The sequence below is a fragment of the Nisaea sp. genome (assembly GCF_039990255.1).
GTDB lineage: Bacteria > Pseudomonadota > Alphaproteobacteria > Thalassobaculales > Thalassobaculaceae > Nisaea.
Genome location: NZ_JBDXGG010000006.1, coordinates 1 through 13020 on the forward strand (window position 1 = coordinate 1; position 13020 = coordinate 13020).

14 protein-coding genes and 1 tRNA gene are annotated in these 13020 nt (G+C 60.3%); 11 read left to right on the forward strand and 4 right to left on the reverse strand.

Features of this window, described 5'->3' with window-relative positions; translation table 11 throughout:
* Positions 1-167 precede the first annotated feature (167 nt).
* From ABJ076_RS04110 to ABJ076_RS04125, 4 genes are all read right to left on the reverse strand, one after another.
* Complete coding sequence (locus ABJ076_RS04110) at positions 168-1844, reverse strand: HlyD family type I secretion periplasmic adaptor subunit (RefSeq protein ID WP_348202563.1); 1677 nt, start codon at positions 1842-1844, stop codon at positions 168-170.
* Positions 1845-1923: 79 nt separating this feature from the next.
* Complete coding sequence (locus ABJ076_RS04115; RefSeq protein ID WP_348190543.1) at positions 1924-4089, reverse strand: type I secretion system permease/ATPase; 2166 nt, start codon at positions 4087-4089, stop codon at positions 1924-1926.
* A gap of 373 nt (positions 4090-4462) precedes the next feature.
* Positions 4463-4699 (reverse strand): hypothetical protein, encoded by a 237-nt coding sequence (locus ABJ076_RS04120; protein WP_348190540.1) that lies wholly within the window; start codon positions 4697-4699, stop codon positions 4463-4465.
* A gap of 334 nt (positions 4700-5033) precedes the next feature.
* Positions 5034-5108 (reverse strand) — tRNA-Thr (locus ABJ076_RS04125).
* 131 nt (positions 5109-5239) lie between these two features.
* On the opposite strand from ABJ076_RS04125, the gene ABJ076_RS04130 reads away from it, so the two are divergent.
* From ABJ076_RS04130 to yacG, 11 genes are all read left to right on the forward strand, one after another.
* Complete coding sequence (locus ABJ076_RS04130) at positions 5240-5419, forward strand: hypothetical protein (protein WP_348190538.1); 180 nt, start codon at positions 5240-5242, stop codon at positions 5417-5419.
* 195 nt (positions 5420-5614) lie between these two features.
* Positions 5615-6925 carry a UDP-N-acetylglucosamine 1-carboxyvinyltransferase gene (gene murA / locus ABJ076_RS04135; protein ID WP_348190535.1) on the forward strand — a complete coding sequence of 437 codons (1311 nt, stop codon included), beginning with the start codon at positions 5615-5617 and terminating at the stop codon, positions 6923-6925.
* A gap of 15 nt (positions 6926-6940) precedes the next feature.
* Entirely contained in the window at positions 6941-7459 is a 519-nt protein-coding gene (locus ABJ076_RS04140) for a DUF2948 family protein (RefSeq protein WP_348190532.1), read from the forward strand.
* Positions 7460-7514: 55 nt separating this feature from the next.
* Positions 7515-8177, forward strand: a complete 663-nt coding sequence (gene hisG, locus ABJ076_RS04145) for an ATP phosphoribosyltransferase (protein WP_348190529.1) — start codon at positions 7515-7517, stop codon at positions 8175-8177.
* A complete protein-coding gene (hisD, locus tag ABJ076_RS04150; RefSeq protein WP_348190527.1) occupies positions 8167-9468 on the forward strand; it encodes a histidinol dehydrogenase in 1302 nt (433 codons plus the stop codon). Before hisG ends, hisD begins: the two co-directional genes overlap by 11 nt.
* A gap of 12 nt (positions 9469-9480) precedes the next feature.
* Positions 9481-10005 carry a UPF0262 family protein gene (locus ABJ076_RS04155; protein ID WP_348190525.1) on the forward strand — a complete coding sequence of 175 codons (525 nt, stop codon included), beginning with the start codon at positions 9481-9483 and terminating at the stop codon, positions 10003-10005.
* A 7-nt stretch (positions 10006-10012) separates the two neighbouring features.
* Positions 10013-10513, forward strand: coding sequence for a low molecular weight phosphatase family protein (locus ABJ076_RS04160; RefSeq protein ID WP_348190523.1), 501 nt, complete (start codon positions 10013-10015; stop codon positions 10511-10513).
* A gap of 96 nt (positions 10514-10609) precedes the next feature.
* Positions 10610-10828: a translation initiation factor IF-1 gene (gene infA, locus ABJ076_RS04165; protein WP_028467089.1), complete on the forward strand. Its 219-nt coding sequence runs from the start codon at positions 10610-10612 to the stop codon at positions 10826-10828.
* Positions 10829-10847: 19 nt separating this feature from the next.
* Entirely contained in the window at positions 10848-11468 is a 621-nt protein-coding gene (locus ABJ076_RS04170) for a nucleoside triphosphate pyrophosphatase (protein WP_348190520.1), read from the forward strand.
* Entirely contained in the window at positions 11461-12771 is a 1311-nt protein-coding gene (locus ABJ076_RS04175) for a ribonuclease E/G (RefSeq protein WP_348190517.1), read from the forward strand. Before ABJ076_RS04170 ends, ABJ076_RS04175 begins: the two co-directional genes overlap by 8 nt.
* Positions 12772-12787: 16 nt before the next feature.
* Positions 12788-13018 carry a DNA gyrase inhibitor YacG gene (gene yacG, locus ABJ076_RS04180; RefSeq protein ID WP_348190514.1) on the forward strand — a complete coding sequence of 77 codons (231 nt, stop codon included), beginning with the start codon at positions 12788-12790 and terminating at the stop codon, positions 13016-13018.
* The last annotated feature ends 2 nt before the right edge of the window (positions 13019-13020 follow it).

Here is a 13020-nt window from a genome sequence, read left to right on the forward strand (position 1 = left end):
CATTCTTTCTCTGTACGACCTACCTAAACGTTTTCCTTTTTCAAACTTAAATGAAAAATAATATAGAAAATATAAATGAAAAATAATTAACATTAATACTGAAACGAACAAGAATGGCTCAATATAAATACCCGAAGAAAAATTACACAACTCTACAATGGTTGAATTCATCGTTCCCGCATCCCTTCACTCGCATAGCGCAGCACGGGCTGCAGCACATATTCCAGCACCCGTCTCTCTCCCGTCAGCAGGTCCGCCGTCACGGACATGCCCGGCACCAGGCGCACGTCCCTGCCGTCCACTGTCAGATGTTCCCGTTCGATCTCGATCCGTGCAGTGTAGGACAGCATCTGTGGGGCCGCCTGCGGGCCGGTCGTGGCGGCACCCGCCGCGCCGGCGGCATTGTTCGCGTCCTGGGGCACCACGGCATCAGCGCTGAGGCTGACGATTTTTCCCTCGATGCTGCCGTAGCGCATGTAGTTGAAGGCATCGACCTTCACCGCCGCCCGCTGGCCGATCTCGATAAAGCCGATATCCCGGTTCGTCACCGTCGCCTCAACCGTCAGACGGTCCCCGTCCGGCACGATCCGCATCAGTGCTGCACCAGGCTGGACATAGCCGCCGAGCGTATGCACCGAGAGGCCGGTCACCTCCCCTGCGACCGGGGCCGCGAGCGTCATGCGGCCGACCCGGTCGGTTGCCTTGATCCGTTCCTGCGCCGCCGCGTTTGCCTTCTGCCGGGCTTCCGCCAGGGAGCGCTGACGCTCTGCTTCGAAGGCAAGCAGCAGGTTCTCCGCCGTCGCCTCTGCACTGGCCAGGGTCGCCTGTGCTTCCTCGATCTGCTTATCCAGAACCAGACCCTGGTGCCGGGTTTCCAGCAGCACCTGCTCATGCTCCAGATAGACGGATTTCTGCGTCAACTGCTTCTCGTAAAGAATGCGCTGGCCGTCGACCCGCTCGGTCAGCAGCGGCAGCACCGCCGACACCTTGTCCTGCTCCGCCCGGAGCGAGGCCAAGGTCGCCCGCGCCCGCGCCGCCTCCCGGCCAGCCCGCTGCCGCTCGCCCATCAGCGCCGCCCATTCCGCCCTCAGCACCGCGAGACTGTCCGCCACCTCATGCGCGGGCACGCCCTTCGGGATCTCGAACAGCTCCTCCGGCTGCAACGGCGCACCGCCCGAGGCCAGTGCGGCGGCACCGATAAGCGCTTCCTCTCGGGCGACGTCAAGCAGGGCCGCCAGCCATTCCCGGGTCAGTTTCTCAAGGTCCGCATCACTCTCCGTCGGGTCGAGATCGATCAGCGGGTCGCCCTTGGCGACATGATCGCCATCCTCGACATGGATCGAGCGGACGATCCCCGGCAGGGTGCTCTCCACCACCTTGACCTTGCCGCCGGGCACGATCTTGCCGGGTGCCGCCACGACGATGTCCAGATGGCCGAACCAGGCCCAGACGCCGGTAAAAAACAACATCAGTGCAATCAAGGCAGGAAGCATCATTACAAGGCGTGAGGGCGGTGCCACCGCCGCCTCGACATGGCTGGCGAGGAAGGCCTCATGCAGGTCTTTCAGATCGTCATGGCCGAGCGTGCCGTCACCGCCGACAGCGGGAGGCGTGGGGTCGGCTTGCGGTGCATCGGACTCTTGCTCGGAAGAATGGGACGGCGTCCCGCTGGCGGGCGCTACCGGGGAAGTGTGCGGGTGCAGGATTCGCGTCGTGATAGCCGGATCATCGGCCGGCACAGAATCTTGCACCCGCGCATCACCCGGTCCAACTCCCGCCGCGTTTTCGCGAGCGAGGTCTTCCGCCGAAACCCTTCTCGGCACTATGCGGGCTAATTCCGCCATGCCGTCCCCCAACATCGCCACCGCCGTTCCGGGAGCCGTCCGGATCCGGCGGGGCTTCTATTTCCCCAAAGACCAAGCGCTATTCGGCGCCGAGCCGCTCATCACTCCTCCGGTTCTGCAAGGCGTCCATCCTTGCGTACCACTTCCCTTTTCCGAGCAATTCCCGATGACTGCCCATTTCAGCAATCCGACCGTTCTCGACTACTATAGTGTGACGCAAGTGACGCACTGATGACAAGCGATGCGTGATAATTATGACAGTTCTACCGCGACAAATTTCATCCATTCGATCCTGAATCAGGCGCTCCGCCTCGAAATCGAGGGCAGAAGTCGCCTCGTCCAGAATCAGGATACGGGGGTTGGTCGCCAGCGCCCGCGCCAGAACAACGCGCTGGCGCTCTCCGCCAGAGAGCTTTGCCCCGCGCTCGCCAATCACCGTGTCGTAGGCGTTCGGCAGGGCGAGAATAAAGTCGTGCGCACCGGTCAGCTTGGCCGCCGCCATCACCTGCTCCATCGGCATGGTCGGATCGGCGACGGCGATGTTGTCCCGGATCGAACGATTGAAGAGGAACGGGTCCTGCAGGACATGCGCAACCTGACGACGCAGCCAGGCAGGATCCACCAGGGCGAGGTCCACCCCATCGATCAGAATCTTGCCTTTTTGTGGCCAATAGAGCCTCTGGATTAACTTGGCGATCGTACTCTTGCCCGATCCGGACGGACCGACGATGGCCGCCACTGTTCCCGGCTCGAGAACAAAGCTCACATCCTCCAGCACATCCGGCGTGTCGTCACCGTAGCGGAAGGAAACATTCCGGAATTCGACCCGGCCGCGGATATCCGGCAGGGCGGCAGAGCTGGTCGTCTTCGGCTCCGGCACAGCATTCATCACCTCGCCGAGACGGGTGACTGCGAGCAGCACCTGCTGCAGTTGGTTCCACATCTGCGCCACACGCTGGGCCGGCGCCAGCGCCCGCATGGTCATCATGTTGATGGCGATGAGCTGGCCCGCCGACATGCTGCCGTCGATGACAAAGCGAGCACCGAGATAGAGCGTGACGACAACGCAGATCCGGTTGATCAGGGTAACCAACTGGTTCGCGTTCTGAGTCAGTTTCTCGCTCTTCTCGCCCCAGACCGTCTGGTCGGCCATTTGCCGCTCCCAAGAGCGCTGCAATCCAGGCTCGACGGCGAGGCTTTTCACCGTTTCCATGCCAAACACGGTTTCCACCAGGAAGCCCTGGTTCTCGGTCATGTTCGTTGCCCGGGACATCAGCCGCTGCTTCAGGATCGGCGTGATCACGCCATAAACGACAAAGATCAGCGCCATGCCGATCCCGACCACGAGCGCAAGAAAAGGCGCGAAATATGCGATCACACCAAGGAAGACGACGGAAAACAGCAGGTCGATGATTGAGGTTGGCGCGGAGCCGGTCAGAAAGGAGCGGATCTGTTGCAGCTCCTGAGCCCGCTGGGTGGTTCGGCCAGTCTGCCGGCTGGCGAAGAAACTCACTGGAAGAGCGGAGAGATGGCGGAAGAAGCGGCCAGCCAACTCCACATCAATCCGGTGCGCGGCGAAGGACATCAGTCTGCCGCGGAGCACCCCCATAACGAATTCGAAAATACCGACCGCAAAAAGCCCGATCGCCAAAATATCGAGCGTGGTGAGCGCACCGGTACTCAGCACCTTGTCCATGATCAACATGAAGAACAACGGCGTGGAGAGAGCGAAGACCTGCAGCAGAAACGACGCGATCGCGACCTCGGCCACGAGGTGCTTATATTTCAGAAGGATCGGCAGGAACCAGGAGAGCCCGAAGGCCCGGCGCTCGTCCAGCTCCTGCGTCCGTGGCGGCGCGACCTCGAGAATCCGTCCAGCATATAGTTTTTCAAAATCCGGCAGAGACCAGGTTGCCGGCTTTCCGCTATCGGGATCTGTCAGCAGGATTTTGTCACCGCTCGCCCTACCAATCAGGACGAAATGCACCTTCTCATCGCGCCGCAGCTCGGCGACAGCCGGCAGTCGGGCACCGGCGATTTTACCGGCGGGAACGGATTTGAGCGAGGCTTCGCAATCGAACGCCCGGGCGACGGCGAGAAAGTCCTCCGCCGTCGCCTCCCCTTCCTCCATCCCGAGCTCATGGGCAAGACGGTGAGCAGGTACAGGAAAACCGATCAGCGCGAACAGGGCTGCAAGAGCCCTTATCCCGCCACGTTCGGCTGTCCTGGTTTCTGCCTCGGACAACGCTAAAGAACCTCCATGTTACCTAAACTTTTAGATGAAATTTCTTACCTGAATAGTAAGTACATTGTTACGACACGCTGAAAACCAGCGTCAAGGTAAAGGAAAGGTTAATGCCCTTATTTCGCCCGAAAACTTAGTCAGCGCATCTTACAAAAAAGTCGACTTAATTATTGATATCAGTATCATAATTTAATTCTTAACGCCTTGTTATGTTTAAAATAATTTGATTTCGGCAAAGGTAGGATAGAAATATTTACGGCAAAACGATTAAGCCTCACCACAACAAACGCGATAATGCATACATGCCCCAGTTTTGTCCGCGCCGGCGCCTTATCACCGCACTGAGCGTGATCATCTGCCGTTTTATCGAAAGCTAATTCTCGCGCAGCTGCAGCCGCACATAGCGATTGTCGGCGCGGTCCACAGCACCCCCGATTTTCCCGTTCGACGAGACGCCATTTCCGATACGCGCCATCGTCGGCCCAAGGCACTCGGTCGCCTCGCCCGTTCGTAGAAACCTGCAGCAGAACCACCCGGACTGCTGAAAAACGAGCGGGCGCATGTCCTGCCGTGCTTTTTTTTCCGATGGCCTGGGTAGATTACCCAGCATCTCAATCCAAGCTTCCCGTACTGCATTCGGCCGCCGAATTTTACGCGTAAAGCTTTGGCGGACTCTTTGTCAGGAAAACAGGACCGTCCGCCGAACCAAAACCATCGGTCGCGCATCTCGCTGCCGCGGCGCTTCATCCGGTGATTGAGCTGCGGGCCTCCGCCCAATTCAAGGCGGCACCGAAGGCTTGACCGATCAGATCATGATAACCCGTCAAACGACTTCACGGATTATTCACGGATCATAGCCGATACTGCCCGAATATTCTCGCGTTTCTACGCTATAGAACACAAGGGAAACACATTCCAATATATTGATTTTACTTGAAAAATAATGGTGCTGCCGGAGTGATTTGAACACTCGACCTCTCCCTTACCAAGGGAGTGCTCTACCCCTGAGCTACGGCAGCATTTTGCGGCGAAAAAGCCTGCAGCGAGGAAGGCCCCTCGCAAAGCGCGGCGGAACATGCCACAGGGACTCCCGAGGTGCAAGCACGTTTCTTGACTGGAATTCACGACCCTCTCGCGGCATTCTCCAACCATGGCAAAGCCCCCGAAAACAGCCACTTCAGGCGATCAGAAAACCGAAGCCGATCTCCGCGCCGAGCGCCGGGCCGCCGCGTTACGGGCGAATCTGCACCGCCGCAAGGCTCAGGCACGCCAGCGCACCGACGGGACCGACGCTTCGTCAATCGACGCGAAGAAAGATGACGGGCACTGACGCATGGATGTCAGGCCAGCGACGCGCCTGATAGGCCGGCATTTAATCGCGGCTCACGACTAAAGGCCCAAAATCCTGCCGCATTCTCGGTAAAAGCTCTTCTTACGCAGACTTGTGAGAGCGCACAGGGATAAAGTAAAACAATTCGGGGCTCGGTGCCGCTCGGACCGCCCCGCATGAAAATTGGGGATCTTAATGGACAAGTTGGTCATCAGGGGCGGCACGCCGCTCAAAGGACAAATTCCGATCAGCGGAGCGAAGAACGCCGCATTGCCGTTAATGGCGGCAACCTTGCTGACGGACCAGCCGGTCACCCTCACCAACATGCCGAAGCTCGCCGATATCCATTCCATGGCGGCACTGCTGGACCAGCACGGTGTGAAGCGCAAGACCCAGGACGAAGCAAGCGGCGGGCAGACCGTCGACTTTCATGCAAAGACCATAGAAAGCACCACCGCCCCCTACGATCTTGTACGCAAGATGCGGGCATCCGTCCTGGTACTCGGCCCCCTGCTGGCCCGGGAAGGGCAAGCTACCGTCTCCCTGCCCGGCGGTTGCGCCATCGGCAACCGGCCGGTTGACCTGCACCTGAAGGGCCTTGCCGAGCTTGGCGCCGAAGTCGCCCTTGAAGGCGGTTATGTGAAAGCGGAAGTGCCGTCCGGGCGTCTGCATGGCGGACGCGTGGTGTTCCCGGTTGTTTCCGTCGGCGCCACCGAGAACCTGCTGATGGCTGCGTGCCTCGCGGACGGGGAGAGTATCCTGGTCAATGCGGCGCGCGAGCCGGAAATCACCGATCTCGCCGAATGCCTGATTGCCATGGGTGCGGAGATCGAAGGCCATGGCACCGACACTATACGCATCCAGGGCAAAGATGCCCTGGGCGGCGCCGTTCACAAGGTTGTGCCGGACCGGATCGAGACCGGCACATATGTGATGGCCACGGCCATCACTGGCGGCGAAGTCGAGCTGACCAATACCCGTTCCGGACTGCTCGAGAGCGTCTTCGAGATCCTGCGTGAGGCTGGCGTGACCATCGAGGAAGGCGACCGCTCCATCCGGGTCTCGGCGAAACGCGGCGGGCTCAAGGGTGTCGACGTAATGACCGAACCGTTCCCGGGCTTCCCGACCGATCTGCAAGCCCAGTTCATGACCCTGATGAGTGTCGCAAACGGCGCCTCCATGATCACCGAAACGATTTTCGAAAACCGCTTCATGCATGTGCCAGAGCTGGCCCGCATGGGAGCGAATATCAACGTGCACCACTCTTCCGCACTGGTGCGCGGGGTCGACCGCCTGATCGGTGCGCCGGTCATGGCAACGGATCTACGTGCCTCGGTCAGTCTTGTGCTCGCCGCCATGGCAGCAGACGGGGAAACGGAAGTGAACCGGATCTATCATCTCGACCGCGGGTATGAGAATTTGGTCGAGAAGCTGAGCGCCTGCGGCGCCAACATTCGCCGTGTCGCGACGAATGCCGGTGCATCCGCGGAAGAAGAAACCGTCTGATTGGCAGAATCACCGATGGCACCCAGAAATATCAGCCTGCTTGAAGTCGGCGACAAGCCGCTTCGGGTCCGTGTCGAGGATGCCGAGGATCTGGCCATCGCGGCCAGCCTGCTGCAGGACGCGCTTCTTCCCGTTCGGGAAATGACTTTCGAGCAACAGGACGACCGCTTTGCCATGGTCGTCCACCGCTATAAATGGGAGTCTGCGCCCTCAACAGATACCGTGCCGGCCGAAGGCGACACGCTCTATAGCGAACGTGTTCATTGCGGAATCCGCTTCGAAGGGGTCGGCGCGGTCCGCACGCATGGCCTCGACCGCAGCAAGCGGGACAGTATTTTGAATCTGCTCACCATCCACGCATCGCCGGGGCAGATAGACCTCGCCTTTGCAAACAACGTGACCATTCGACTCGCAGTTGATCGCATCCTGTGCCATATCGAGGACCTCGGCGAGCCTTGGCCGACCGTCTTCACCCCGTCCCATCCTGTTTCCGACGATGAGACGGCTCCGACGGACGAAGCCTCGGGCGCCTGATCGAACGGCCTGCCGGGCACGGCGGCAGCTGTCGGACGCAAACAGGAGAGACGCGGTGACCGCGAACCAGCCACTGATCCTTGCCCTGCCGAAGGGACGGATCCTGAAGGCCATAACGCCCATTCTTAAGCGGGCGGGGATTGAGCTTGAGGACGATTTTTTCAACGAATCCTCCCGGCGCCTTCAGTTCCACACCAGCCAGGCGGACCTTGAAGTCATCCGGGTGCGCAGTTTCGACACGGCGACCTTCCTCGCCTTCGGCGCCGCCCATCTTGCCATTGCCGGCAGCGACGTGCTGATGGAATTCGACCATCCGGAAATCTATGCGCCGGTCGACCTCAATGTCGGTCACTGCCGCCTTGCCGTGGCAGAACCGGCGGAACTTGCCGCGAAAGAGAACCCGCAGCACTGGAGCCACCTCCGGATCGCCACGAAGTACCCGAACGTCACACGGCGCCACTTTGCCGCCCGTGGCGTGCAGGCGGAATGCATCAAGCTGAATGGTGCCATGGAGCTCGCACCGGGCCTCGGCCTTTGCCGGAGGATTGTGGATCTGGTGGAGACTGGTTCCACCCTGAAGGCGAACGGTCTTGTCGAGGTTGAACAGATTGCCGCCGTCAGCGCCCGCCTAGCAGTCAACCGGGCAGCTCTCAAGACCCGCCCGGGTGCGGTGAAGGATCTGGTCGACCGTATCGGGGAGGCAGCCCTTGCCGCGTAAACTGATCGCCGGCACGCCGGATTTCGAAGACGCATTTGAAGCACTGGTCGATTCCAAACGGGAAACCGACAGCGATGTCTCCGATACCGTCTCTGGTATTATCTCTGATGTGATTGCGCGCGGTGACGCCGCCTTGATCGATCTCAGCCGCAAATTCGACCATATCGACCTGGCCGAAACCGGCATTGCAATCTCGGCGGAAGAGATTTCAAGGGCACGTTCCGCCTGCTCCGCCGAAACGCTTGCCGCACTTGGAAAAGCGGCGGAGCGGATCGAGGCCTTTCACAGGGCGCAACTGCCGGAAAGCATCGACTATAAGGATGCGGACGGCGTGGGCCTCGGCCTGCGGCATACGCCGGTGGACGCTGTCGGCCTTTATGTGCCGGGCGGCAAGGCAGCTTATCCAAGCTCCGTGCTGATGAACGCAATGCCGGCCAAGGTCGCGGGTGTGCCACGCCGGGTCATGATGGTGCCGACGCCTGGTAACGACATCAATCCGCTGGTGCTTGCCGCTGCCGAGCTTGCCGGGATCACCGAGATTTACCGCGTTGGCGGCGCTCAGGCCGTGGCCGCGCTGGCTTACGGTACCGAAAGCATCAAACCGGTCGACAAGATCATTGGCCCCGGCAACGCCTATGTCGCCGCTGCCAAACGTCAGGTTTTCGGCAAGGTCGGCATCGATTCCATCGCCGGTCCATCAGAAATTCTCGTTGTTGCGGACGCAGATAATGATCCGTCCTGGATCGCCATCGATCTGCTCTCTCAAGCCGAGCATGACGAGGTCGCCCAATCGATCCTGATTACCGACGATGCGGATTTTTCTACCGCCGTCGAAGACGCGATTGCCGACCATCTTGCCACCCTCCCCCGCGCGAACATCGCGGGCGCGAGCTGGAACGATCACGGCGCGGTCATCGTGGTCGAGGATCTTGAGGACGCGATACCGCTCGTCGACCGTCTTGCGCCGGAACATCTGGAGCTAGCAATCTCCGATCCAGACGCGATGGCGGCCAAAATCCGTCACGCGGGAGCCATGTTCCTCGGCCGTCACACACCGGAAGCCATCGGCGACTATGTCGCGGGCCCGAACCATGTGCTGCCGACAGCACGGACCGCGCGTTTCTCTTCCGGTCTTGGCGTCCTCGACTTTCTGAAACGGACCACTTGGGTGAAATGCGACCCGTCCAGTCTCGCCGCCATTGGTCCCGCTGCGGTGACCCTGGCGGAAGCGGAAGGGCTCGGAGCACATGCTCGTTCCGTTGCCATCCGTCTCGGAGCAGCCGCCGAGTAGGCGGGGCATGCCATGGCGCGCGATTTCGGCGACGGCCCGATCGAGGGAGACGAAGATGCGGGCCGCGCCAATGCCTGCATTTCCAAGATCGAGCTGGATGAACCCTCCGTGGTCCGGCGCAGTCCCGAGGTTGAGCACGAGCGCGCCGTCGCCATCTATGACCTGCTTGAAGACAACAGCTTCGCGCCGGCGGGTGATGATCAGGGCGGCCCCTACGAGCTGAGATTACGGATCGAGGAAAACCGCCTGCTGTTCGACATCAGCGATCCAGAGCGGGGCGGCAATTACCAGATCTGGCTTGCAATGTCGCCGTTCCGCCGTGTGGTTCGGGACTATTTCAAGATCTGCGAGAGTTACTATGACGCAATAAAACGGCTCAACCCGTCCCAGATCGAGGCCATCGACATGGGGCGGCGCGGGCTTCATAACGATGGCTCTACGCTTCTGATGGAACGCCTATCCGGCAAGGTCGATATCGATTTCGACACCGCCCGTCGGCTTTTTACCCTCATCTGCGTTCTTCATATCCGGGGCTGAACCGGACATGACTGATCGCCCCTCTCTCCCCGAAACCCCTTCCCCTCTGGGCGAACCCACACAGGAGCCAAGCGCCGTTCTTTTCGCCTGCACCCAGAATGCCGTCCGCTCGCCCATGGCCGAGGCGATCATGAAACATCTGATTGGCATGAAAGCCTATGTAGATTCCTGCGGCGTTCGGAATGGCGATCTCGATCCCTTCGCCGTCGAAGTGCTGAAGGAAGTCAACATCGATATCTCGCGGCACGCTCCGAAAAGCTTCGACCAGATGGAAGACGATTTTTTCGATGTCATCGTCTCCCTGTCACCGGAGGCACAACACCGGGCCATTGAGATGACCCGGACTATGGCCTGCGATATCGAGTATTGGCCAATGCTGGACGCGACCATCATCGAAGGCTCCCGCGACATGCGTCTTGACGCATACCGGCAGGTTCGCGACGAGCTGATGCGGCGTATAAGGAAGCGGTTCGCGGCGCTGCTGGACGAAAATCAAACAGTGGAATAACCCGTGCGCAGCCCGGTCATGCTCAGAAAAGGCCTTGACCCGCTGCACTCCACGGCGCACTTAGTTGCCCGACTTTTAAGACTTGAAGGAGCAGGAATGCCGAAAGAAGACGTTATTGAATTTTCCGGGACCGTGTCGGAACTCCTTCCGAACGCCATGTTCCGGGTGAAGCTGGACAATGAACACGAAGTGCTCGCCCATACCAGCGGCAAGATGCGCAAGAACCGGATCCGGGTTTTGGCCGGCGATCGGGTGAACGTGGAAATGACCCCGTACGATCTGACCAAAGGTCGTATCACTTTCCGCTTCAAGTAAGTCTTCAGAGGTGACGGCCATGTCTGGCCCCCTACGATTGCGCGCCCCTTCCGGCGCGCATTTCGTTTTGGCCTCCGCCTCGCCGCGTAGGCTGGATTTGCTCGCTCGTATCGGGCTCACCCCTGATGCCGTCAGTCCCGCCGATATCGACGAGACCCCGAAGCCCCGCGAATTGCCGGATGCCTATGCCGAACGTGTCGCTTGGGAAAAAGCGAACGCGGTCGCAGCCGCGCATCCTGATGCTTTCATCCTTGCCGCCGACACCGTTGTCGCCAGCGGGCGCCGGATCCTGCCCAAAGCTGAAACAGAGGCCGAAGCACGCAAATGCCTCGGGCACCTTTCCGGCCGCCGTCACAGGGTGATCGGCGCCATCCGGCTGATTGCGCCAGGCGGCGAGACACGCAGCCGGATCGCCACCACGACGGTTGCCTTCAAACGACTGACCGATATGGATATCGACACCTATATCGCGTCTGGCGAGTGGGACGGAAAAGCCGGCGGTTATGCCATCCAGGGCTTGGCCGCGATCTATATCCGCATGCTCTCAGGCTCCCATTCGAATGTGGTCGGTCTTGATCTTTACGAGACACATGCTCTTTTGACCGGGCTCGGCTTCCGCTACGGTGAGGATCATGCGTGACCCAGACCGCCTGATAATCGACCGCTCGCCTGGTGAGACCCGGATTGCCGGTCTGGCGGGCGGCACCCTGACCGATCTATGGATCGACCGCATGGGTGGCGCGGCCCGCCGGGCTGGAGAAATCGACATCGCCCGTGTCACCGCGATCCGGCCGGAATTGAATGCCGCCTTCGTCGATCTCGGCCATGGCGAGGCATTCCTCAAACTTGGCAAGAAGACGCCGCCGCCGGAAGGGGCGCTCATCGCCGTTACAGTGACGACCGACGCCGCAGGGCGGAAGCAACCTCAGGCGACGCGGCAGGTCGCACTTGCAGGGCGTTTCGTAAGCCTGCGGCCCGATGAGCCGGAATTCGCAATCTCCGGCGCGCTCAAAGCCAAAGGCAAGCGGGAGCGCCTGAAAACACTTTTGCAACCGCTCTTGCCCTCCGGTATCGGCTTGCTTGTCTCAGCACAAGCAGCTGACGCCGAAGACATTCAGCTGATAACCGACCTGACCGCGCTACTGACCGAATGGAAAACCGTCAACGAAGCGCTCGCCGCAGGAGACGGACCCAAAACTGTGCGTGCGGCACCGGATCTTGAGGCCCGGATCGGAGCGGCCTTCCCTGGCGTTGAACGTGCCGAAAGCAGCGCCGGAGCGCTCTTTGCGGAAGAGGATCTCGACAGTCAGATAGACCGGGCGCTTGCCCGCCGCCTGCAACTCGCCAATGGCATTGCGCTCACTTTCGACGAGACAGAAGCACTGGTCGCCATTGATGTAGACATCGCAGGCGCTTCAGGGGGACCTAAAGCCTGGCCACAGCTCTTCCAGGACATGACGAGAGACTTGGCCGCCGAGATTCGGCTCCGCCGCCTCTCCGGTCTTGTTTTGGTGGATTTCCCGAAAGTTCCGGAGAAAGCTGACCGGGACCGCATTGCCGAAGCGATGCAGACCGCATTCGAGAACTGGCCGTCCATTGCGCAGGAGCAATCTCCCCAGGTGCTCGGCTGGACACGCTGCGGCGTGCTGGAAATCACCGTTACGCGAACCGGACGGTCTCTTCGTGACGAATTGATGCGCCCCGTTGAGCAACACCCCCGTGCCGCTACGATTTCGCTCGAGGCATTGCGTCGGCTGTTGCGTGAAACGCAGGGCATCGCACAGCCGGAAATGATCTGCTCTCAGGACGTCGCGGATTGGCTAGACGGACCCGGCCGCAAGGCCCTTGGAGAGACGAAAGACAAGCTTGGCGGCTTCTTGAAAATAACGACCGATCCGGCATACCGGCTGGATCAGATCGAAATCGGCCCGGCGCGGCGATAGAACGGGGAGCGTGTCCATGGGCGATGTCAGTACGTTTGACAAAAAGAAACGCAAGCGCAAGGCCGGGTGTGCGATCTGCGGCAAACCGATGGTCACGGCATTTCGTCCATTCTGCTCGGACCGCTGCAAGACCATTGACCTCGGCCGCTGGCTCGGTGGTGATTACCGCTTACAAACGAACGAGGTTCCCGACGAAGGCGAGTTGCTGGATCTCGCCAGGGCAATGGAAGAACGCAAAGAGCGCTAGCC

What these genes read in the sequence shown, in the direction of transcription:
- ABJ076_RS04110 (WP_348202563.1), bottom strand. Translation starts at nt 1,844, where the DNA reads ATGGCGGAATTAGCCCGCATAGTGCCGAGAAGGGTTTCGGCGGAAGAC.
- ABJ076_RS04155 (WP_348190525.1), top strand. Translation starts at nt 9,481, where the DNA reads ATGGCGCGCGATTTCGGCGACGGCCCGATCGAGGGAGACGAAGATGCG.
- ABJ076_RS04175 (WP_348190517.1), top strand. Translation starts at nt 11,461, where the DNA reads ATGCGTGACCCAGACCGCCTGATAATCGACCGCTCGCCTGGTGAGACC.
- ABJ076_RS04160 (WP_348190523.1), top strand. Translation starts at nt 10,013, where the DNA reads ATGACTGATCGCCCCTCTCTCCCCGAAACCCCTTCCCCTCTGGGCGAA.
- ABJ076_RS04120 (WP_348190540.1), bottom strand. Translation starts at nt 4,699, where the DNA reads ATGCTGGGTAATCTACCCAGGCCATCGGAAAAAAAAGCACGGCAGGAC.
- yacG (WP_348190514.1), top strand. Translation starts at nt 12,788, where the DNA reads ATGGGCGATGTCAGTACGTTTGACAAAAAGAAACGCAAGCGCAAGGCC.
- infA (WP_028467089.1), top strand. Translation starts at nt 10,610, where the DNA reads ATGCCGAAAGAAGACGTTATTGAATTTTCCGGGACCGTGTCGGAACTC.
- ABJ076_RS04140 (WP_348190532.1), top strand. Translation starts at nt 6,941, where the DNA reads ATGGCACCCAGAAATATCAGCCTGCTTGAAGTCGGCGACAAGCCGCTT.
- murA (WP_348190535.1), top strand. Translation starts at nt 5,615, where the DNA reads ATGGACAAGTTGGTCATCAGGGGCGGCACGCCGCTCAAAGGACAAATT.
- ABJ076_RS04130 (WP_348190538.1), top strand. Translation starts at nt 5,240, where the DNA reads ATGGCAAAGCCCCCGAAAACAGCCACTTCAGGCGATCAGAAAACCGAA.
- ABJ076_RS04170 (WP_348190520.1), top strand. Translation starts at nt 10,848, where the DNA reads ATGTCTGGCCCCCTACGATTGCGCGCCCCTTCCGGCGCGCATTTCGTT.